Source organism: Pseudomonas sp. ME-P-057, from assembly GCF_030208975.1.
GTDB classification, from domain to species: Bacteria; Pseudomonadota; Gammaproteobacteria; order Pseudomonadales; family Pseudomonadaceae; genus Aquipseudomonas; species Aquipseudomonas lutea.
Genome location: NZ_JARVSX010000048.1, coordinates 1 through 20,671, shown reverse-complemented (window position 1 = coordinate 20,671; position 20,671 = coordinate 1). Strand labels below are relative to the sequence as shown.

At 62.9% G+C, this 20,671-nt stretch carries 17 protein-coding genes; 11 read left to right on the top strand and 6 right to left on the bottom strand.

Annotated elements, in window-relative coordinates:
- Window positions 1-32 precede the first annotated feature (32 nt).
- The 3 genes from QRN48_RS23915 to QRN48_RS23905 all read right to left on the bottom strand — a co-directional run bounded on the left by QRN48_RS23915 (window position 33) and on the right by QRN48_RS23905 (window position 4,655).
- Window positions 33-2,198 carry a PA5441 family protein gene (locus tag QRN48_RS23915; RefSeq protein ID WP_285353757.1) on the bottom strand — a complete coding sequence of 722 codons (2,166 nt, stop codon included), beginning with the start codon at window positions 2,196-2,198 and terminating at the stop codon, window positions 33-35.
- 379 nt (window positions 2,199-2,577) lie between these two features.
- A complete protein-coding gene (locus tag QRN48_RS23910) occupies window positions 2,578-3,918 on the bottom strand; it encodes an ATP-binding protein (RefSeq protein WP_285353755.1) in 1,341 nt (446 codons plus the stop codon).
- The gene (locus tag QRN48_RS23905; RefSeq protein ID WP_037011335.1) at window positions 3,915-4,655 is read right to left on the bottom strand and encodes a response regulator; all 741 of its coding nucleotides are present in this window, start codon (window positions 4,653-4,655) and stop codon (window positions 3,915-3,917) included. Before QRN48_RS23905 ends, QRN48_RS23910 begins: the two co-directional genes overlap by 4 nt.
- 305 nt (window positions 4,656-4,960) lie before the next feature.
- Between QRN48_RS23905 and QRN48_RS23900 the strand changes: the two genes are divergently transcribed.
- The 5 genes from QRN48_RS23900 (at window position 4,961) to QRN48_RS23880 (ending at window position 8,883) form a co-directional block, all read left to right on the top strand.
- On the top strand, window positions 4,961-5,224 hold the full coding sequence (locus QRN48_RS23900) for a DUF2790 domain-containing protein (RefSeq protein ID WP_037011334.1): 264 nt from the start codon (window positions 4,961-4,963) through the stop codon (window positions 5,222-5,224).
- Window positions 5,225-5,300: 76 nt separating this feature from the next.
- Entirely contained in the window at window positions 5,301-5,555 is a 255-nt protein-coding gene (locus QRN48_RS23895) for a hypothetical protein (RefSeq protein WP_285353753.1), read from the top strand.
- A 139-nt stretch (window positions 5,556-5,694) separates the two neighbouring features.
- Entirely contained in the window at window positions 5,695-7,644 is a 1,950-nt protein-coding gene (locus tag QRN48_RS23890; RefSeq protein WP_285353751.1) for an AAA family ATPase, read from the top strand.
- Between the two features lie 152 nt (window positions 7,645-7,796).
- Window positions 7,797-8,444 (top strand): DUF6036 family nucleotidyltransferase, encoded by a 648-nt coding sequence (locus QRN48_RS23885; RefSeq protein ID WP_285353749.1) that lies wholly within the window; start codon window positions 7,797-7,799, stop codon window positions 8,442-8,444.
- Entirely contained in the window at window positions 8,428-8,883 is a 456-nt protein-coding gene (locus QRN48_RS23880; RefSeq protein WP_285353748.1) for a hypothetical protein, read from the top strand. The genes QRN48_RS23885 and QRN48_RS23880 overlap by 17 nt, the downstream gene beginning before the upstream one ends.
- Before the next feature lie 1,074 nt (window positions 8,884-9,957).
- On the opposite strand, the gene qhpR is transcribed toward QRN48_RS23880, so the two are convergent.
- Window positions 9,958-11,037, bottom strand: coding sequence for an AraC-like transcriptional regulator QhpR (gene qhpR / locus QRN48_RS23875; protein WP_285353746.1), 1,080 nt, complete (start codon window positions 11,035-11,037; stop codon window positions 9,958-9,960).
- Between the two features lie 459 nt (window positions 11,038-11,496).
- Here qhpR and eat point away from each other — a divergent pair, with 459 nt between their 5' ends.
- The 4 genes from eat to QRN48_RS23855 all read left to right on the top strand — a co-directional run bounded on the left by eat (window position 11,497) and on the right by QRN48_RS23855 (window position 16,758).
- Window positions 11,497-12,849: an ethanolamine permease gene (eat, locus tag QRN48_RS23870; protein WP_285353744.1), complete on the top strand. Its 1,353-nt coding sequence runs from the start codon at window positions 11,497-11,499 to the stop codon at window positions 12,847-12,849.
- A 27-nt stretch (window positions 12,850-12,876) separates the two neighbouring features.
- On the top strand, window positions 12,877-14,268 hold the full coding sequence (locus QRN48_RS23865) for an ethanolamine ammonia-lyase subunit EutB (RefSeq protein WP_037011331.1): 1,392 nt from the start codon (window positions 12,877-12,879) through the stop codon (window positions 14,266-14,268).
- A gap of 35 nt (window positions 14,269-14,303) precedes the next feature.
- The gene (gene eutC, locus QRN48_RS23860; protein WP_285353742.1) at window positions 14,304-15,122 is read left to right on the top strand and encodes an ethanolamine ammonia-lyase subunit EutC; all 819 of its coding nucleotides are present in this window, start codon (window positions 14,304-14,306) and stop codon (window positions 15,120-15,122) included.
- A 301-nt stretch (window positions 15,123-15,423) separates the two neighbouring features.
- Window positions 15,424-16,758 carry a CoA transferase gene (locus tag QRN48_RS23855; RefSeq protein ID WP_285353785.1) on the top strand — a complete coding sequence of 445 codons (1,335 nt, stop codon included), beginning with the start codon at window positions 15,424-15,426 and terminating at the stop codon, window positions 16,756-16,758.
- Between the two features lie 57 nt (window positions 16,759-16,815).
- Here the strand turns inward: QRN48_RS23855 and argC are convergent, their stop codons facing one another.
- Complete coding sequence (gene argC, locus QRN48_RS23850) at window positions 16,816-17,739, bottom strand: N-acetyl-gamma-glutamyl-phosphate reductase (RefSeq protein ID WP_285353739.1); 924 nt, start codon at window positions 17,737-17,739, stop codon at window positions 16,816-16,818.
- Window positions 17,740-17,855: 116 nt separating this feature from the next.
- Here argC and QRN48_RS23845 point away from each other — a divergent pair, with 116 nt between their 5' ends.
- Window positions 17,856-18,740: a LysR family transcriptional regulator gene (locus tag QRN48_RS23845; protein WP_191945975.1), complete on the top strand. Its 885-nt coding sequence runs from the start codon at window positions 17,856-17,858 to the stop codon at window positions 18,738-18,740.
- 117 nt (window positions 18,741-18,857) lie between these two features.
- Here QRN48_RS23845 and QRN48_RS23840 read toward each other — a convergent pair whose 3' ends face one another.
- Window positions 18,858-19,289: a nuclear transport factor 2 family protein gene (locus QRN48_RS23840; protein WP_191945974.1), complete on the bottom strand. Its 432-nt coding sequence runs from the start codon at window positions 19,287-19,289 to the stop codon at window positions 18,858-18,860.
- Window positions 19,290-19,553: 264 nt separating this feature from the next.
- Here QRN48_RS23840 and yghX point away from each other — a divergent pair, with 264 nt between their 5' ends.
- On the top strand, window positions 19,554-20,441 hold the full coding sequence (gene yghX / locus QRN48_RS23835; protein WP_285353737.1) for a YghX family hydrolase: 888 nt from the start codon (window positions 19,554-19,556) through the stop codon (window positions 20,439-20,441).
- Window positions 20,442-20,671: the final 230 nt, after the last annotated feature.

Here is a 20,671-nt window from a genome sequence, read left to right as displayed (position 1 = left end):
TGCCCTTGCACGGCGGGTCCAGCGCCGGGAGATCACCAGTAATACTGCAGCGATTTGCCCCAGCGAGTGCCGCTGTAGGTGGATTTGAGCTGCTTGAACCAGCCTTTACGCACTGCCGGCGCCACGTCCTTGCCGCCGCAGCTGTTATAGCCCGACGGCGCGTAGCAATTGATCGCCCTGAACAACGCGTAGGCCTTGTCATCCGACGACGCCTTGCTGTCGGCGATCACCGTCTGGTAGCCGTTCAGCCGCGAAAACACGTCGCCCTTGAAGGCGGGCTCGCTGCCGCCCAATTCACCCGCGCCGGGCTGGTGGTCCAGCGGCATGCCGTCCAGGCCGTTGCGCAGGATGAACTCGCCCAGGCAATTCAAGCCCTTTGCGTCCCTGGCGTTGGCCTGCAACAGGCCGGCGACCTCGCCGATGCTCGGGCAGGCGTAACCGGACTCGGCCTTGGCGCCGTTCCAGCGGAACAGCTGCAACGAATGGCCGGCGTCGTAGACATACCCCAGGCTGGTGCCCAATTTGGTGTCGGCCGGGGTCTCCGGCAGCGCCTTCAAATCGTCGGCGAAGGCGGCGTATTGGCTGCGAATCAGCTCCTTGTAGAGCAGAACGAATTGCGCGGTGGCTTTCTCGGTGTCGCTGATGCCGTCGCCGATCTGCTGACGCAGCAGCGACGCATCGGCGGCTTTGCCCAGCAGAATCAGACGCACCTGAGCGGAGGTAATGGGCGAGTCGCCGGCGAACACCTTCGTCAGTTGCCCGCTGCGCTGGTAGTTCATCGCCAGTGCCAATTCCAGTTGCTCGCGCTGCAAGGGTTGCTGCGCCAGAGGCAGCAATTTCAGCCACAGCGCTTGAGCGGCCGGCAGGTCGTTCCCGGCTTCCATGGCCAGGCCGCGCAGGGTCTGCTGGCTGAACGCCAGGTAACCCAGCTTTTCGGGGATGTCGTTCGGCAAGCGCTTGAGTGCTTCGGCGGGCTTCTTGTCGACATAAAACGCGAACGCTGCCTGCAAGTAGTCAAACATCGCCGGCTGCTGATCGAACAACGACTTTTGCGCCAACAATTGCTCGCGGGTCAGTGGGTTTGGCAGGTTCGCACGCATGATCATCAAGTCATGGGTCGCGGTTATCAGTGCCGACGAGGTGGCACCGGTCAGGCCGGTCAGCAGTTTGTTGTCGGCCTCCTGGATCAACGTCTCCGGCGAGGCAGACGCGCGCGCGTCGCCTGCTTCTGTGAGCTGCCAGGTGTAATCGGCGGCGAGCTTGTCGGCATCCCCGGCCAACCAATGCACCCGACGCAGCAGCCCCCTTGCCGAGCGCGTGTAGTGGCCGTCCGGGTAGGCGACGAGGTAGCGATCGAACGCCTCGGCGACGCTGTCGTAAGCCGCGCGGTCGCGGTCCTCCTTCAGGCTGCCGTATTCGTCGAACGCGTCCTGTTCCGCGGCGTTGAGCCGGGTGCGGGCAATCATGTACAGCGATGTTTCCTTGAGCCAGGGCTGCGCAGTGTCGGCGAGGCTGGCGAAAGCCTTCTCGGCCTCGCTGAAGCGGCCGTTGTAGAAATCCATCGCGGCTTGCAGGTACGCAGCAAACGCCCTGGCCTCAGGCGATTGAACAGTGGACGGCACCAGGCCGGCCTGAGCATCCCCCTCCCAGGTACAGGCTTGCAGCATCTGCAACCGGGCGCGAGCCAGTGACTGACGCTCCTCGACGGCAAGGCCCTCGGTGTCCACCAACTGGCCAATGAAGTCGGCCGCGCTTTCGTCGCGGTTACTGCGGCAGCGGCTGCCTTCGCCCTGAAGGAACGCCTGGCCTGCGGTGTCGTTGCTGTCGCGCGCAAGGCCGAGCTTGCCGAGCAGGTCGCTCATGGCCGCGGCGCCGGATTCTTCGCTCTCGTCGCCCTCGATGTCTTCATTCGCCAACCGAAATGCGGCGAACGGCACCGGGCCGTAGCCTTCGGCGAGCTCCTGGTCAGTCAACGCATTGGGCTTGAGCGGCACTGCGTTGCGATCCGCCAGCAGCAGGCGCAGGTTGACTCGGCTGTCGTTGCCGGGCGTGAGGAACGGCAGGTTGTTGCAGACGTCCAGCGAATCGTGCAGCAGCGACCAGTCGGGGTAGCAGGAGTCGTCACTGCTGGCCTGGGCCTGGCCGCCCAGCGTCGCGCCGATGATCAATGCAAGTGGGGTCAGGGAGCGGATACGCATGAACAGTCCTTGATTTCGCTACGTAGAGGGAGGGAAGCGCGGCGAATGATACAGGGTGTTTCACGCATTCTGCTGAGTGCCTCCGGCGGCTAACTCAAAATTATTTTCAGATTCGTGTGAGGCTCTTGCCGCATTCATGTGCCCCGGCGCCACTGCGCGAAACCTGCGTCCAGCCTGCACCCCGGTCGCGTTTGGCGGTGACTGAGCCTTCTGCGCACAAAGATGGAACGCGGATCAAAGCAGATCCCAGCAGTTCAAGAGCTTCCCGGCTGAAGCCGGTCCCACTGACCGCACGCGTCGCCTTCAGTGGGACCGGCTTTAGCCGGGAAGCTTTTGATGCTGATCGTCCCCGCGCGGAGCGTGAGGACGATCAAAGTCATTAGAGGTCCGTGATCTTCACCGCGCCGGTCGCTATCCGCGCCGGCAGTTTCAGTTGCGCGCACAGCCCGCCGCCTTCGCGGTTGCTGAGGCTCAACGTGCCGCCCAAAGCGATGGTCAATTGCTGGGCAATCGCCAGCCCTAGACCAGTGCCGCCGGTGTCGCGGTTGCGCGAGCTTTCCACGCGGTAGAACGGCTTGAGCACTTCGGACAGTTGCGCTTCGGCAATGCCGGGGCCGCGGTCCAGCACTTGCAACGACAGGCTGTTGTCCGGGTTGGCCAGCACTTGAATCTGCGCCGCGCCGCCAAACTTCAGGGCGTTGTCGGTCAGGTTCACCAGCACCCGGCGCAGCGCGTGGGGACGGGTGTCGATGACTGCGCCGGTCTTGCCCGACAACTCGACCTCACGGCCGACGTCCTGATAATCGAACACCAGGCTGTCGAGGAAAGAATCCATGTCCACCCGCCGTGCCGTCTCGGTCGAGGTGTCCATGCTGCGGGCATAGGCCACGCCTTCCTGCACCAGATGCTGCATCTCGCTCAGGTCGCTCCACAGCTTGTCCTTCTCGACCCCATCGTCCATGAACTCGGCACGCAGCTTCATCCGCGTAATGGGGGTCTGCAGGTCATGGGATATCGCCGCGAGCAGCTGCATGCGCTCCTTCACGTAGGTCGCGATGCGTTGCTGCATGGTGTTGAACGCCACGGCGGCGAACGCCACCTCGGCCGGGCCGCTTTCATCCAGCCGGATCCCTTCGCCGTTCGGGTCGAGGTTGTCGACCGCATGGGACAGGCGCGTCAGCGGCCGAATCGCCGTGCGCACCGCAAGCCAGGTGCAGGCGATGAGCAGCACCAATTGGCCGATCAGCAGCAGCGGCAGCCACGGCGACAGCGGTGTGATCTGCGGGCGCACGTCAATGGTCAGCGGGCTGCCGTCCTTAAGCGTCAGATGCGCCTGATAATGCGGGTGGCTGTCGGCGATGTTATTGAAGGTCAGCGTGTAGTCGCGGCCCAGGCTGTCTTGCATGGAATGCACTGACATCGGCGCCTTGTCCATGTCCACCGGCGTGCCGGTCTGCCCCGGGCCAAGGACGTAGCGGTAGGTGGGGTGTTCAAAACGCGGCAGCCAGGACGGGCGCTCTTCGCCCGGCAGACGCTCCAGGATCGCGACCGTCGTGGTCAGATCGCGCTCCATGTTGCCGAGCATCGTGGTCATCGCCGACTCGTAGCGCTCATAGAATTGCAGCCCGAAGGACAGCCCGTGGGCCAGCACCAAACTGATCAAAAAGATCAGCGAAAGCCGCGAGGCCAGCGTGCGCGGCCATCCAAAACCGAGTTTCATGGGTTGTCCCCGAGAATTTCCACGGCGTAGGTGAAGACATAGCCCTCGTTGCGCACGGTCTTGATATAGGCGGGATCGCGCGCATCGTCGGCCAGGCGCTGGCGCAGGCGGCTGACCAGCAGATCAATGGAGCGGTCGAACAGGTCCGCATCGCGGCCTTGAGTCAGGTTAAGCAACTGATCGCGGCTCAAGACCCGCTGCGGGTGATCGAGAAACGTCCGCAGCAGGCGGTATTCCGCACCGCTGAGGGTGACGACCGTGCCTTGGGCATCCAGCAAATGGCGGGCGGTGGTGTCCAGCTGCCACTTGCCGAAGGCCAGCAGCCGACCGGCTTCGGTCACGACAAGATTGGGCGGCAGCATGCGCGTGCGGCGCAGCACGGCGTTGATCCGCGCCAGCAGCTCGCGGGCAGCGAAGGGTTTGACCAGATAATCATCAGCCCCCATCTCCAGGCCGATGATGCGATCGGTTTCGTCACTGCGGGCAGTGAGCATCAGCACCGGCGTGGTTTTGTGCTTGCCGGTGCGCAGTTCACGGCACAGCACCAGGCCGTCGTCCCCGGGCATCATGATGTCGAGCACGATCAGGTCCACGGGCGTCGACTCCAGAAACGAACGCATCTGCCTGCCATCCGCCACCACGGTGGTGCGCAGGCCGTTCTTCTTCAGGTAGTTGCCCACCAACTCCCGGATCTCCCGATCGTCATCGACAATCAGAATGTGATCGACGTGCTCCATTGGCCCTGCTCCAGTGTTCATGGGTGTGTGACGCATCTTAACCAGTCGCGCGTGACTTGCCTGCCGGCGTTTGTATTCCACTGTATCTGGCGGCGTCGGGCATACACGCGCATTCAAAATGCGGATTTTTCGGCGCGAATGTATCGCTCTGTATCTGCGGCGCGCTCTGACACGTAAGGATGTTTTTCCGGCGGTTCGCGACACAAGCGAGATACCTGAAAGGCGTTCAATGGGACCCATCGAGACGACAGACACACACCGCCTCGAACCCCTGACGAATGACCCTTTAGATACCGGAGAACATCATGAACTGGAAAAACCTCAGCATCGCCACTCTCTTTGCTGCCCTGAGCCTCGGTGCCCTGAACGCACAAGCCCAGCCGGTTGTTCAAGCGCATAACTACATGTATGGCGAGCATCTGGACATCGCCAAGGCGCTGGCCACCGAAGTCGATCCGACCCCGGCGTGCGGTGTGGTCAATGCCCACTTGCGCTACCTCGATTCCCAGGGCCAGCAGCAGATCCTCAACTACGAAACCGTTTCGCAGAATTGCCCGCAGGACAACTGAGTCACGCGCCGACCGGCCGTCACGCTTGCGACGGCCCAGCCCGCTCTTTACTGATGAATTTCGTGAGGATTAGACCATGACACCGATCAAGACCACGTTGTCCGCCCTGGCTTTCGCGCTCGCCGGTTTCGCTGTGCAGGCCAATGCCGCCACTCACTCCAGCTGCGCCGACGACCGCGCCTGCCTGCAGATGGCGCCGTTGGTGGCCGAAGACGGCTCCGACAAAACCCCGCTGGTGATGTGGATCGAAAGCCGCAATCAGGAAGTGGCCGAAGGCGGCTCGGAACATACCCGGGCAGGCGTGACCGGTGAGCAGCAGAGCCGGGTTTGAAGGTCGACGGCGCGGGCGGCCGGTCAGCGTCTGAGCATTGGCAGCGACACGCCAGTGGGCGGTCGTCGGGTGGCAGGAGTAAGCTGTGCTCCTTTTTGACTGCCCGCGCCCACGCGCCGCTCAGGACCCAGCCCCCGCAATGAGATCACCCGCTGCCTTCGCGCCACCCCCGTCGCTGTTTTTGCCCCTGACCGAAGCGGTGTGCAAAGGCCTGGCGGCTGGCGAACCGCTGGAAGACTTCCTGAGCCAGGCGGGTCGGCCACAACTTGCCGCGTTGATGTTGCTGCTCAATCTCGACACGCTGATGGCGCAGAACACCGCCGTCGAACAGCTCGAACGCATGCTGGATGACGTCATGCGTGCGGCCGCCTCGGTTGAAGACGCGGGCGGCCGCTTCGCCGATCTGCTGCGCGGCAGGTACACGGCCGAACGCCTCGCCGCAGGGCTTGCCGTCATCGAGGTGGCTGGCGTCAGCTTGCTCGAAGAGGTCGACATCGAGCGCCAGGATTACCTGGACGGGGAGGGGCAGTGGGACTTCGGCTTCGGCCTGCGTCATCGCGACACGCTGGAGCCGCTGACCCGCGAAATCGTGATGCCCTCCGGCGATGTCTTGCGCCTGAGTGACCAGCAGAGCCGGATCTTCGACGAGTTCAAAGTCTGCAACGAAGAGTCGTTTCACCTGCAGGCTTATGCCGGGGTGGGCAAGACGTACTTGCTGGCGAAGTTTTTTGAAGTGCTGGTGCCAGACAAGACCTTGCTGATGGCCACTTTTCCGGGCCAGGTTGCAGCACTCCAGGCCCGTGTGCGTCAGGCTAGCCCGGATGCGCGGATCAACGCGTGTACCTTCGGTCATATGGCCAATCTGCTGCTCAACCGCGACCTGACGGCTCGCGGCTGGCGCAACACCGACACTCAACGCACGGGTGCAAGCTCGCTGGTCGATGACAGGCAGGTGGCGCAGTGGCTGAATTTCCAGGCCGTCGGTGCCCTGCAGCCGCGTGAGGTGGCGCGGGTGTGCCGCAGCACGGTGCACAGTTTCAGTCTGTCTTCGCGGGCGACGATCGAAGCCCGGCATTTGCCCTCGCTGGGCCATGCCGCGAGTCAGGCGGACATCGCCCTGCTACTGGAATACAGCCGGGTGTTGTGGCGCGAGACGGTCAGGCCGTCTGCGCCGCACATTCGTCTGCCGATCCGCAACAGCCACCGGATCAAGTTTCTGGCGCTGACCGATGAGGTGATCCCGAAAAACTACACGCACATCATCATCGACGAGAGCCATGAGCTTACCGCGCCGATGGTGCAGATCCTGGATCGCAGCCCACAGGCGGTCATCACCTTGGGCGACGAATTCCAGCAGCTCAGCGGCAAGGCCCCGCGCCATGGCGGTTTCATTCGCCAGCGCTTCATGACGCAGTCGATTCGCGCCGGGCGGCAGATGGCCGACGTGCTCAATCCCATGATTCAGCTGCACCCCAGCGACATCAAGGAAGGCTTCGTTGGCCGCGCACCTTACCCGACGCGGATCATCGGCCACGGCGTGATGCCGATTCCGGAAAAGCCCACCACGATTCTGGTCGCCAACGAATGGGGTTTGTTTGCCTGGTTCAAGCGCTTGACCGAGGCGGGCGCGCGCTTCCAATTGCCGCCGCGCACGCTCGAACACCTGACGCTGTTCGTCAAAGGCCTCGACCTGTTGTACCGCGAGGACCTGCGCCCGCAGCACCGGCTGATCTTTCGTTACGCCTACTGGGACGCGCTTGCCTCGGCTATGGGCGGCAGTCATGAATTCAAGGCGGTGCACGAATGGCTCGGGCAGGGCAACCGTCTGCAGGATTTCATCGAGACGGCCCAGCGCTTTTGCAACGACCCGGCGGCCATCCTCAAACTGGCCAAGGTCGAAGACGTGAAGAACCAGGAATTCGACTCCGTGCTCCTGTCCCGCGACCTCATGCGCCCACCCCGCGCAGGCTCGGTGCATTCCCTCGCCAGCGTCTGCTCACTTCTCTACACCGCCAGCTCCCGCGCCCGGCATGAGCTGCTGCTGCCCGGCAACATGAATGACTGGTTGCAGGATCTGGGGCGTAAATAAACCGCGCAACGATGGGGCACGATGCGGCGTGCTGCGACTGCCTTCTTATATCCAGGGCCTTTCCTACTCAACGGCACGATTCGCGCTGACTTCGCGTGCGCTCATCCATCGGTAGATTTCTGATCGACATTGAGTCGAATCAGGGATGGACCATGGACAACACCGCTGCGTATGGCGTACGGCCAGCTTTCGTCAACTGCGAAACCGGGTTGGGGAGGGCATTGATCGCCATGTTCAAGTCCCTCGAAAGCGAGTTGAAGTGCGAAGCTGCGTTGGCAGGAGCATTAACCGTCGTCGTTTTTGGTGGGTGCGCTGTGCATCTTTATACAGCTCATCGGGTTTCCAGCGACGTGGACGCTGAGTTCTTTGGGTCACACCTCCCTGCTGATCTGGATTTGCAGGCCATGTTGGCGGCAGTGCCCCAGACGTTCGTAGATGATCAAAGCGGTCGTGTAGTAGAACTGTCTTATGACCTCAATTTCACATCGGGACTGGGCCCACTGCATGAGGACTACCTCGAGCGCGCGGTGCCGCTTGACTCATTCGGACCCGAGTCGCCGCTACGCGTGTTGATTGCAGCCCCGGTTGATCTTGCGATCTCCAAGCTTGGACGCGGCGCGGAGCAGGACATCAGCGATATCTTTGCCCTGCTGCGCACCGGCTTTATCCTTGCTGCCGATTTCGAACGCTTGGCCGTGCAGGCAATTGATTGCTATGTTGGCAACCATGAACCTCCTGCTTCGATTCTGAATAATATTCTGCAGGATTACCTGGAGGACGTTAATGGACAGTGCGGTTGAACACCACCTACTTTCCGATGCGATGGCCCGCCTGGCCGGGCAACCGCTTAGTCAGGCTGATGACGATGCATTGGTGAATCTCGCGCATCAGGTGTGGTACGAACACTCGAGCATGGAGTCGGAACTCCGAAGATTTCTGGCCAGCCATCCCGAGGAGCTGGCGGTGCGCCGTGCAGGGTATCTGCTTGAGCGGCTGACGCGTTTCCCGTGCGCCACTGACGACCGGGTCCGGGAAACCTTGCAAGCGTTGAGCCTGTTGATGCGTGGTTTCCCTCGTGCTGCAGAGCGCCATGAAGCAGCTCAGGTTCGGCTTCGTGACCGTCGCGATGAGCTTGCCTTGTCTTGGGGGCTGAATGAGGGATTAGGACTAAAGGTTCAAACGCTGCTGCCCTATCAGACTCGGCATTACGCAGCCGCTCGCAGTTCGGCATTTCAATGATGCCGATTTGTGGACCGATCTCGTGTTCGCCGCGAGTGATGGGAGTAATAAATCCCTTGTAGGAGCGCGCTTGCCCGCGAAGAGGCCGGCACATCCGCCATCGTTATCGCCAGACACAACGCCTTCGCCAGCAAGCTGGCTCCTACGGAATTGTGTTCGCCGCAGGTGATAGGTGCGTCGAATCCTTTGTAGGAGCGCGCTTGCCCGCGAAGAGGCCGGCACATCCACCATCGTTATCGCCAGACACAACGCCTTCGCCAGCAAGCCGGCCCCCACGGATGTGGTTGCCGCAGCAAATCGGGGTGTTGATCCCTTTGTAGGAGCGCGCTTGCCCGCGAAGACGCCGGCACATCCGCCATCGTTATCGACAGACACAACGCCTTCGCCAGCAAGCCGGCTCCCACGGATGTGGTTTGCCGCAGCAAATCGGGGGGTTGATCCCATGTAGGAGCGCGCTCGCCCGCGAAGATGTCGGCACATTCAACATCGTCATCGCCAGACACACGCCTTCGCCAGCAAGCCGGCTACTACGGAATCGTGGTCGCCGCAGGTGATTGGGGTATAGATCCCATGTAGGAGCGCGCTTGCCCGCGAAGAGGCCGGCACATCCACCATCGTCATCGCCAGACACAACGCCGTCGCCAGCAAGCCGGCTCCCACGGAATTGGGTTCACCGGTAATCCGGCCGCCACGCGATCGTGTTCGCCGCAACTGATCGGGGTGTTGATCCCTTTGTAGGAGCGCGCTTGCCCGCGAAGACGCCGGCACATCCGCCATCGTTATCGACAGACACAACGCCTTCGCCAGCAAGCCGGCTCCCACGGATGTGGTTTGCCGCAGCAAATCGGGGGGTTGATCCCATGTAGGAGCGCGCTCGCCCGCGAAGATGTCGGCACATTCAACATCGTCATCAACAGACACAACGCCTTCGCCAGCGAGCTGGTTCCCACGAAATTTGGTTCGCCATTAAGCCGGCCCCTTCGGACACTTCACCGCAGGTGATCGGGATGTTGATCCCTTGCAGGGATCAGCCGGCGCCTGGGAATCAGCACCCATTCCATCCTGCGCAGCCGGTTAAACATGCGTCGGCTGATGGCCTCGCCATTGCTTCGGGCTCACCCCAAACCAGCGTTTGAACGCGCGTGAGAATGCGCTGGTTTCGGAGTAGCCGAGCATTGAGGCAAGTTGGGTGATGCTCAGCTCCTGCTGTTTTAGATGATTCAGAGCCAGCTCACGGCGGGTCCGGTCGACCAGTTGAGTGAAGCTGAGGCCGTGTTCACGCAGCTTGCGCTGCAACGTCCATTCGGAGAGGTCCAGGCTGCGCGCGAGGTCGTTCAGTTCCGGCTCGCCCAGGTGCAGGGTCGTCAAAAGGCGCTGGCGTGCGCGGTCGATCAGCGTTGGCTGGCTGCTGCTGGCAGCCCCCGAGCCGTTGTCGCCCAACTGGCGGATCGCGTCCTTGATCAGCATCAGCAGCACCGGGTCGCTGCCGGGCATGACTTTGCCCATTACGTCCATCTTGGGAATCAGCAGCGAATTGCAGCGCTGATCGAAACACACCTCGGCACTGAACACGTCGCGGTGCTCCTGCCAGCTGTGCGGCCGGGCGTGTTCAAAGGCGACCTGACGCGGTGCCCAGTCCGCGCCGAGCACATGGCGGATCAGGTTCAGCGCCATGCCCATGGTCAGCTCGGCGTCCTGGCGACGTTCGTTGATGGCGCCGTGGCGCACCTGGTAATCGAAACGGTAGCACTCGCCCTGATCGACCAGTTCGATCAGGGTGCTGTGCTGGTGGAAGGGGAAGGCGGCGGAAAAATTGATCAGTGCGTCTTCCAGCGTGGCCGAGCACAGGCCGATGTAGCCCAGCAAACCCAACGCCTGTGGCTGGAATTGCTGGCCGTAACGCAGGCCGAAATTGTCGCAGCCGGTCTGCACCGCCGCTTCTTCCAGCACTTTGCAGTAATTGGTGAGCGGCAGGCTCAACGTCGGGTGCAGCAACTGCTCGGGATCAATGCCCGAGCGGCCGAACACCTGATCGAGATCACCCCCGTGCTGCACGATAAAGCCGTCCAGGCCATTGGCCGCAGCCGACAGCACGCCACGATTGCTGGTGCCGGGGGCGTTCGGTGCAGCGACGGAGCCGAGGGTCGGGAGCATGGGGAGGAGGGCTCTGACGATGTGTAGGTCTGGGTTGCAAGCAAATGTCATACCTTTCGCCCACGGCCAGCATCGTGCAGGAGCGCGCTTGCCTGCGATCTCCGGGGCCCTGGCACAAATGTGTTGAATGTAACTGTGTTGAATGGAACGAGGTCTTCGCGGGCAAGCGCGCTCCTACAAGGGGCGGATCGCTACCCGGCGACTCATCCGGCAACCAGGGTTTTGGGAAGTACGGTGCCATGCCGACCCGCAAGTACAGCCTCACACTGACCTGCATTCGTGAGCCCCAATAAAGCACCGGGCCGTTTTCACGCGCCAGCATGGCGCACCCCCGGCAGATACCCGGAAAACTTGACCGCACGCGACACGCCATGCGCCGTACGGTCAAGCCTTGGCCCGCCGGCTGTGACTATGCTCGACGTCAGACAAAACCGTCGCCTGCTACCGGGGTACACGCTCATGACTGCTTCACAACTCAAACCAACATTGGGAACCCTGCATTTGTGGGGGCTGGCCGTAGGGCTGGTCATCTCGGGGGAATACTTCGGCTGGAGTTATGGCTGGGGCACGGCCGGTACGCTGGGTTTTCTGGTCACCACGCTGATGGTTGCGGTGATGTACACCTGCTTCATCTTCAGTTTCACCGAACTGACCACAGCGATTCCCAACGCTGGCGGCCCGTTTGCCTACAGCCTGCGCGCCTTTGGCGTCACCGGCGGGATGATCGCCGGGCTGGCGACGCTGATCGAATTCGTGTTTGCCCCGCCTGCGATTGCCATGGCGATCGGCGCCTACCTCAACGTGCAGTTTCCGTCCCTGGATCCCCGCGTGGCGGCCATTGGTGCTTACTTCGTCTTCATGACCCTGAACATACTCGGCGTCAGCATCGCGGCGACGTTCGAACTGGTGGTCACGATACTGGCGGTCGCCGAACTGCTGGTGTTCATGGGGGTTGTTGCGCCGGGCTTCAGCTTCAGCAATTTCGTACTGGGCGGCTGGGCCGGTTCCGACACCTTCAGCCTGCCGGCCATCAGCGGCATGTTTGCGGCGATCCCGTTCGCCATCTGGTTCTTCCTCGCCATCGAGGGCGCGGCCATGGCGGCCGAAGAAGCCAAAGATCCGAAACGCACCATCCCGCGCGCCTACGTGGCGGGCATTCTGACCCTGGTGGTGCTGGCGATCGGTGTGATGATTTTTGCCGGCGGCGTGGGCGACTGGCGCACGTTGTCGAACATCAATGACCCGCTGCCGCAGGCCATGAAAGCCGTGGTCGGCGGCAATTCCAACTGGATGCACATGCTGGTGTGGATCGGCCTGTTTGGTCTGGTGGCGAGCTTCCACGGCATCATTCTGGGTTACTCGCGTCAGTTCTTCGCCCTGGCGCGGGCGGGCTTTCTTCCGCCGAGCCTGGCCAAGCTGTCGCGCTTCCAGACCCCGCATCGCGCCATTCTGGCAGGCGGCGTGATCGGCATCATCGCGATTCTCAGCGACGGCGTGATCAACCTGCAGGGCATGACGCTGACGGCGGCGATGATCACCATGTCCGTGTTTGGGGCTATCGTGATGTACATCATCAGCATGCTCAGCCTGTTCAAACTGCGTCGCAGCGAACCGAACCTTGAGCGCAGCTTCCGCGCGCCCGGCTATCCGGTGGTGCCGGGCATCGCTCTGGTGCTGGCGGTGGTGTGCCTGGTCGCGATGGTCTGGTTCAACCTGCTGATCTGCGCCATATTCATCTGCCTGATGGCGGTGGGCGCGCTGTTCTGTAAAACGGTGCGCGGGCGCAATGCGCCGGTGGCAGTGACCGGTTGATTCCGCGTTTCGAAAGATGAGGTGTGCATGAGCTTTTCCCACAGCATCGGTGGCATGGTCTGGCGCTTCGACAGCTTGCGCGAGCTTATGGCCAAGGCCAGTCCCGCGCGCTCCGGTGATTACCTGGCCGAGGTTGCCGCCAGCAGCGATGCCGAACGCGCAGCGGCCCAGATGACCCTGGCGGACGTGCCGCTCAAGCAGTTTCTGACCGAGGCGCTGATTCCGTACGAACAGGACGAAGTCACGCGCCTGATCGTCGACAGCCATGACCGCGCGGCCTTTGCGCCGGTCAGCCACCTCACGGTCGGCGGGTTTCGCGACTGGTTGCTCGGCGACGATGCCACCGAGACCAGCCTCGCCGCGCTGGCGCCGGGGCTGACGCCTGAAATGGCGGCGGCGGTGTCGAAGATCATGCGCGTGCAGGACCTGGTGCTGGTGGCGCAGAAGATCCGCGTCGTCACCCGCTTTCGCAACACCGTCGGCCTGCGCGGGCGCATGTCGACCCGCCTGCAGCCCAATCACCCCACCGATGACCCGGCCGGCATCGCCGCCAGCGTCCTCGACGGCCTGCTGTACGGCAATGGCGACGCCATGATTGGCATCAACCCGGCCACCGACAGCGTCAGCGCCATCAGTGAACTGCTGAAAATGCTCGACGGGGTGATCCGTCATTACGAGATTCCCACGCAGTCTTGCGTGCTGACCCACGTCACCTCGTCGGTGGCCGCTATCGAAAAAGGCGTGCCACTGGACTTGGTGTTTCAATCCATCGCCGGCACCGAAGCGGCCAACAGCGGGTTCGGCATTAGCCTGGAAATCCTCCGGGAAGGCTACGAGGCGGGTCTGAGCCTCAAGCGCGGCCCGCTGGGCGACAACCTGATGTACTTCGAAACCGGGCAAGGCAGTGCCTTGTCGGCGAACGCTCATCACGGCGTCGATCAGCAGACCTGCGAAGCGCGCGCCTACGCGGTCGCGAGGCATTTCAATCCGTTTCTCGTCAACACAGTGGTGGGTTTCATCGGCCCGGAATACCTGTACAACGGCAAACAGATCATCCGCGCGGGGCTTGAAGATCACTTCTGCGGCAAGCTGCTGGGTGTACCGATGGGCTGCGACATTTGCTACACCAACCACGCCGAAGCCGATCAGGACGACATGGACGTGCTGCTGACCCTGCTCGGGGTGGCCGGGATCAATTTCATCATGGGCATTCCGGGGTCGGACGACGTGATGCTCAATTACCAGACCACCTCGTTTCACGACGCATTGTACGCACGCAAGACCCTGGGCTTGCGCCCGGCACCGGAGTTCGAGGATTGGCTGACGCGCATGGACATCCTGCGCCAGGACGACGGTGGCGTACGTCTGGGGCAGGGCGTGCCGCCGTTGTTTCGGCGGGCATTGGCGCAGCTGACTTAGTCCGTTTATGAGCAGTGCCAAAAAGGGTTTGAGCCATGAGCGATGACAAACAATCCCCCGCACAGGCCGATGCCTGGCAGCAACTCCGCTCGCTGACGTCGGCGCGCATCGCCCTTGGGCACGCGGGCACCAGCTTGCCGACCGCGGCGCAACTGGATTTCCAGTATGCCCACGCCCAGGCGCGTGATGCGGTACACCTGGCGCTCGATCATGCCGCGCTGGCCGAGCAATTGGCGGGCCGTGCTCGTGAAAGCCTGACGCTGCAAAGCTCGGCGCCGGACCGGCACACGTATTTGCAGCGGCCGGACCTGGGGCGGCGGCTATCCGAGGCCTCGGCCGAGCAATTAAGGGGCTACGCGGCTGAACACCCGGAGGGCTTCGATGTGGCGTTGGTGGTGGCGGACGGTTTGTCTGCGCTGGCCGTGCAGCGCCACAGCCCTGCGATGCTGGAACGGATCGACGAAATCGCGGCAGCGGAAGGCTGGAGCGTAGCGCCGGTGTTGTTGGTGGAGCAGGGGCGCGTGGCCGTCGCCGATGAAGTGGGTGAGCTGTTGAAGGCGCGCATGGTGGTGATCCTGATCGGTGAACGCCCGGGTCTTAGCTCGCCGGACAGCCTGGGGCTGTATTTCACCTACGCCCCCCGCGTGGGCCTCAACGACGCGGCGCGCAACTGCATTTCCAACGTGCGCCTGGAGGGCATGAGCTATGCGATGGCCGCGCACAAATTGCTCTATCTCATGCGTGAAGCATGGCGTCGGCAACTGTCGGGCGTGAGTTTGAAAGATGACGCTCAAGTGCCGGTGCTGGAACAGGGCGAGGGCACCCGGCCGGGGAATTTTCTGCTTGGCGGGTGATTGTTTGCTACAGCAGGTGCTCAGCGACTGCGCCCTCCTGCGGACTTGCTTCTGTGGTATGCGCAGGGGTATAGCCGGATCACTGAACTGTGGGAGCCGGCTTGCTGGCGAAAGCGGCGTGTCAGCCTCGGTGATATGACTGACAGATCGGGTTCGCCAGCAAGCCGGCTCCTACAGGATGCAATCTTTCACGGAGAGTCCGCTCATGCCCACCGCCTGCCAGAACGCTGCCGCTACGCATTTCCTGCATGAATTCTGGCTGGCCCTGGGTGGTCAGGCCGGCGATCTTGCACAGGTCCAAATGACCGGCAACGGGGCGCTGGCCTCGATATTCCCGGTCACTGATTTCGCCTCAGCCGCCATCGCCGCCGCCCACTTGGCGGTGGGCGAGTTGCTTGGTCAGACCCTCGGCACTGCGCCCGCGATCACGGTTGATCGTCGGCTGGCGTCGTTGTGGTTCGCCACCTCGCTGCGACCCTTGGGCTGGGAGCTGCCGGCGCAGTGGGACGCGGTGGCGGGGGATTATCGCGCGGCGGACGGCTGGATTCGTTTGCACACCAACGCGCCGCACCATCGTCAGGCTGCGCTGGCGGTGCTGAAGACCGCACCGGAGCGCGACGCAGTGAGTCAGGCCGTGCTGCGCTGGCAAGCCAGTCAGCTGGAGCGCGCGGTGGTCGACAATCAAGGCTGCGCCGCCGCCATGCGCAGCGCGTCGGCCTGGCGCGAGCACCCCCAGGGCCGTGCCGTTGCCCTCGAACCCTTGTTGCACTGGCTGGATCCTGGCGCGGGCCCGGATTCAGCCGGAAACCGTTCAAGCCGCTCAAGCCAGGAACAGACCGTTTGGCGAGGCAGCAGGGAGCGTCCGCTGCAAGGCATCCGCGTGCTTGACCTCACGCGCATCCTGGCCGGCCCGGTGGCGACCCGTTTTCTCGCCGGTTTTGGTGCCGATGTGTTGCGCATCGATCCCCATGGCTGGGACGAACCCGGCACCGTGCCGGAAGTGGTGCTCGGCAAACGCTGCGCGCGGCTGGATCTGCGTGACCCAGCGGATCGCGCCGTTCTGGAGCGGCTGCTGAGCGAAGCCGACGTGATCATCCACGGCTGTCGCGCCGATGCCCTCGCGCGCCTGGGGCTTGATGCCAACAGGCGCCGCCAGCTCAACCCCAGCCTCATCGACATCTCGTTGAACGCCTACGGCTGGACCGGCCCGTGGCGCGCGCGACGCGGGTTCGACAGCCTGGTGCAGATGAGCTGCGGCATCGCCGAGGCCGGCATGCACGCGGCGGCAAGTGACCGGCCCGTGCCGTTGCCGGTGCAGGCGCTGGACCACGCAACCGGGTATCTCATGGCGGCGGCTGCAGTGCGCGGGCTGACTCAGCGCTTGAACACCGGACGAGGTGTTCAGGTGCAAGCATCTCTGGCACGCACGGCCTTGTCGCTGATGTCATGTCCGCAAGCCGATGCGTCGTCCGAAGCCTTCAGTTTGAGGAACACCGCTGACTACGCCACCGACATCGAGCACACGGCATGGGGCCCGGCGCATCGCCTCAAGCCCGCCGGGCAGATCGAAGGCACGCCGACACGCTGGGACTTCCCGGCGACCGCGCTCGGCAGCGCCGACGCCAGATGGCAATGACAGCGCGATGACAGCGGCGATGACAGTGGCCATGACGCGGATCTGTTCCGAAGCGGTTCAGGCACCTGCAATCATCAGATCAAGGTTCTGAACGGCTGCTCCGGCGGCGCCTTTGCCGAGGTTATCGAACACCGCAGCCAGCAAGACATGCCCCTCGTTTTCAAACACCATCAGCCGCAGGTTATCGGTGCCGTTGAGTTGGCGTGGGTCGATGCCGGTGAGCGCGAGTGACTCCTCCATCGGCACCACCTCGACGAACTCGCTGCATTGATAGTGTCTGGTCAGGGCAGTGTGCAGAGTGGCGCCGGTCACGCCCTGTGGCAGCAATCGCGTTTGCAGTGCAACGGTCAGGACAATGCCCTGCCGAAACGAGCCATAGGCAGGGATGAACACCGGCCGCTCGCTGAGTCCGCTGAATTGCTGGATTTCGGGAACATGCTTGTGCGCGAGGCTCAGCCCGTAGACCTGAAAGGGTATCGCCTCGGCGGCGTACGGCCCTTCGAACTCGTCAACACCGGCGCGGCCCTTGCCCGAATAACCGGACACCGCGTTGATGGTGATCGGGTAATCGCGCGGCAGCAGTCCTGCGTCCAGCAATGGCCGCAACACGCCAATCGCGCCGGTGGGGTAACAGCCAGGATTGCTGACCCGGCGGGCGCCGGCAATGTCGCGTGCCTGCGAAGCGTTCATCTGCGCAAAGCCGTAAACCCAGTCGGGGCTGGTGCGGTGTGCAGAACTGGCGTCGATCACCCGTACGTCCGGGTTGCTGATACTGGCCACGGCCTGGCGCGCGGCATCGTCCGGCAAACACAGCACGGCGATGTCGCAGGCGTTGATCGCAGCGGCCCGGCTGTGCGGGTTCTTGCGCTGCTCGGCTGGCAGCGTCACCAGGCGCAGGTCGGTGCGCCCTTGCAGGCGCTGGTGGATTTGCAGGCCAGTGGTGCCTTGGTCGCCGTCGATGAACACGATAGGAAGAGACATGGAGGTGGAGTCCGCAGGAGGTCGTTGATGCGGGCATGTTCCAATGCGCTGACAGACAGAGAAAGTTGAATTTGATGACGGTACACTTCAGGTTTTCTGAATGACGACTAAGACCCATGCGTGAAATCAGTCTGGACCGCTTGCGCACTCTCGTCGCCATCGCCGATCACGGCTCCTTCGCCGAGGCAGCGCGCGTGCTCAACCTCGCCCCGCCAACGGTCAGCCTGCACGTCGCCGACCTTGAACAGCGGGTGGGCGGGGCGCTGCTGTCGCGTACCCGGGGGCGGATCCAGCCGACGGCCATCGGCGACACCCTGATCGAACGCGCGCGTCGCTTGCTGGCCGATGCCGAGCAGGCGCTTGAAGACGTCGAACGTCAGGTGCAGGGCCTTGCCGGTCGCGTGCGGCTGGGAGCGTCCACCGGTGTCATTGCGCAGTTGTTGCCCCATGCGCTGGAATCGCTGGAGCAACGGCATCCGGGCATCGATGTGCAGGTCGCTGTGCTGACTTCGCAGCAGACGCTGCAAAAACTCGCCGACGGCAGCCTGGAGATCGGTGTCATCGCCTTGCCGCAAGCGCCTGTCAAAGGACTCGCCATTCAACCCTGGCGACGCGATCCGGTGATGGCTTTCCTGCCGTCACGGTGGGATTGCCCATCGGTCATCACACCATCGTGGCTCGCCGGGCAGCCGCTGATTCTCAACGACGCCACCACGCGGCTGTCGCGTCAGGTCGCCGAATGGTTCGCCGGTGAGGGGCCGCAACCGCTGCCGCGCATTCAGCTCAATTACAACGATGCGATCAAAAGTCTGGTGGGGGCGGGCTACGGGGCGACGTTGCTGCCCCACGAAGCGTCGACTCCGGCACCCGAGAGCCGGATAGCCATGCGTCCATTGCAGCCTGCGCTCTGGCGGGAGTTGGGCATTGCGCACCGTGCCGGCAACGTCGAGCGGGCGACGCGGCATGTGCTGGAGGTGTTGGAAGAGCTGGAGGCGTTGTAGCAATACGAGCTGCAGCCACAGGCGCTGCAGCAATGTGAGCTGAAGCAACAAAAGGTGTAGCAGACCGGCGCCCAGGCGTGTGCGGGTCCGGTCGGCTACGTCTGAGACGTCAGCGGATCAGAATTTGAACGCCTGGCGACCGATCAGCAGCCATTGGCCTTTCTGTTTCTGCCAGATCTGGAAGTTCTCGATTTCGGTAGGCACGACTTTGCCGCTGTTCACCGCTTCTGCCGAGAAGTGGTTGCGCACCAGCGCGGTGTCGCCGTTCATGTTGATTTTCTGATTTTTCATCTCCAGCGTGTTAAAGCCACTTCGACCGGTTTCGATGTCGGCGATGAATTCTTCCTTGTTCTGGATTTTGCCGCTGGAGTGGCCATAGGTGACGTTGTCGGAGGTCAACGCGCCCAGGGCTTTGATGTCCTTGTGCAGCATGGCCTGGGTCATTTGGTCGACGGCCTTGGCCACCTCCTGCTCATCGGCGGAGGGTGCGGCAGCCACGAAGCCCGAGAACAGGCACAGGAAACCCAGCGTCACTTTGAGTTTGGTCATTGATCGATCCTTTTTTATTGTTGATGACATCGAAGGGCAGTCAGGCCGCCGATGTGTCGGCGGCTTTGTACGTCGTCGTACAACTGCGATGCTCAGGCTAGCCCACATTCCGAGGATTGAAAAGTACGCCATGAAATGTGTCGCTCTGCGGGCGCAGGTCTAACGCAACGATGCCAAACGCTGCTTTACTGAAGGCTCGGTGCGGCATGTTTAGGCATTTGCCGCTGCGCCGGTGGCCGCTGAAATCGATGAGGATGCGCACTGATGACCCGTCTCACCGCTAAAGACTTCGACCCGCAACTGCTTGAGCTTTACGACTTCTACGTGCATGGCAAGATCAACCGACGCGAGTTTCTCGACCGCGCGGCGGTGTTTGCCGTGGGCGGGTTTGCGGCCACGACGCTGCTGGCCTCGCTGAGCCCCAATTATGCGCTGGCCGAGCAGGTCGAATTCACCGACCCGGACATTATCGCCGAGTACATCACCTACCCGTCGCCCAAGGGCAACGGCCAGGTGCGCGGTTATCTGGTGCGGCCGGCCAAGGCCGACGGCAAAGTCGCGTCGGTGATGGTGGTGCATGAGAATCGCGGCCTCAATCCTTACATCGAAGATGTCGCCCGTCGCGTGGCCAAGGCCGGTTTCATCGCTTTGGCGCCGGACGGCCTGTCCTCGGTGGGCGGGTATCCGGGCAATGATGACAAGGGCCGCGAGCTGCAGCAGAAGGTCGATCCCGAGAAGTTGATGAATGATTTTTTTGCCGGAATCGAATGGCTGATGGCCCATCACGCCTCGACCGGCAAGGTCGGGATTACCGGCTTCTGCTATGGCGGCGGTGTCGCCAACGCGGCCGCTGTGGCCTACCCGGAGTTGGCCGCTGCGGTGCCGTTTTATGGCCGTCAGCCCAAGGCCGAGGACGTCAGCCGCATCAAGGCGCCGCTGCTGCTGCATTACGCCGAGCTCGACAAGCCCATCACCGACGGCTGGCCGGCGTACGAAGCTGCGCTGAAGGCGGCAGGGACAACCTATCAGGCCTACGTTTATAAGGGCGCCAACCACGGCTTCCACAACGACTCGACCCCGCGCTACGACGACGCCGCCGCGACCCTGGCCTGGAATCGCACCGTGGACTGGTTCAAGAAATACCTGGTGTGAAAGGGGGGCGCTATAACTGAATGGCGGGTGGATGACGCCGGGCGGTTGCGGTGGGTCAGGATCGTCGATGTTTGCGCTGGTATTTTTCGCGGGCAAGCGCGCTCCTACAGTGGATTTTCGTCAGCTGCGGCATTGGCGTGGTGCGCAGGAGTGCGTCAACCGCGGCATTGGCGTGGTGCGCAGGAGTGCGTCAACCGCAGCATTGGCGTGGTGCGCAGGAGTGCGTCAAC

Coding starts and splice junctions, on each gene's coding strand:
- QRN48_RS23855 (WP_285353785.1), top strand. CDS start 15,424: ATGACCGGCAACGGGGCGCTGGCCTCGATATTCCCGGTCACTGATTTC.
- QRN48_RS23880 (WP_285353748.1), top strand. CDS start 8,428: ATGGACAGTGCGGTTGAACACCACCTACTTTCCGATGCGATGGCCCGC.
- qhpR (WP_285353746.1), bottom strand. CDS start 11,037: ATGCTCCCGACCCTCGGCTCCGTCGCTGCACCGAACGCCCCCGGCACC.
- QRN48_RS23890 (WP_285353751.1), top strand. CDS start 5,695: ATGAGATCACCCGCTGCCTTCGCGCCACCCCCGTCGCTGTTTTTGCCC.
- QRN48_RS23910 (WP_285353755.1), bottom strand. CDS start 3,918: ATGAAACTCGGTTTTGGATGGCCGCGCACGCTGGCCTCGCGGCTTTCG.
- QRN48_RS23885 (WP_285353749.1), top strand. CDS start 7,797: ATGGACAACACCGCTGCGTATGGCGTACGGCCAGCTTTCGTCAACTGC.
- QRN48_RS23865 (WP_037011331.1), top strand. CDS start 12,877: ATGAGCTTTTCCCACAGCATCGGTGGCATGGTCTGGCGCTTCGACAGC.
- QRN48_RS23840 (WP_191945974.1), bottom strand. CDS start 19,289: ATGACCAAACTCAAAGTGACGCTGGGTTTCCTGTGCCTGTTCTCGGGC.
- argC (WP_285353739.1), bottom strand. CDS start 17,739: ATGTCTCTTCCTATCGTGTTCATCGACGGCGACCAAGGCACCACTGGC.
- QRN48_RS23895 (WP_285353753.1), top strand. CDS start 5,301: ATGACACCGATCAAGACCACGTTGTCCGCCCTGGCTTTCGCGCTCGCC.
- QRN48_RS23900 (WP_037011334.1), top strand. CDS start 4,961: ATGAACTGGAAAAACCTCAGCATCGCCACTCTCTTTGCTGCCCTGAGC.
- eat (WP_285353744.1), top strand. CDS start 11,497: ATGACTGCTTCACAACTCAAACCAACATTGGGAACCCTGCATTTGTGG.
- QRN48_RS23915 (WP_285353757.1), bottom strand. CDS start 2,198: ATGCGTATCCGCTCCCTGACCCCACTTGCATTGATCATCGGCGCGACG.
- QRN48_RS23905 (WP_037011335.1), bottom strand. CDS start 4,655: ATGGAGCACGTCGATCACATTCTGATTGTCGATGACGATCGGGAGATC.
- yghX (WP_285353737.1), top strand. CDS start 19,554: ATGACCCGTCTCACCGCTAAAGACTTCGACCCGCAACTGCTTGAGCTT.
- QRN48_RS23845 (WP_191945975.1), top strand. CDS start 17,856: ATGCGTGAAATCAGTCTGGACCGCTTGCGCACTCTCGTCGCCATCGCC.
- eutC (WP_285353742.1), top strand. CDS start 14,304: ATGAGCGATGACAAACAATCCCCCGCACAGGCCGATGCCTGGCAGCAA.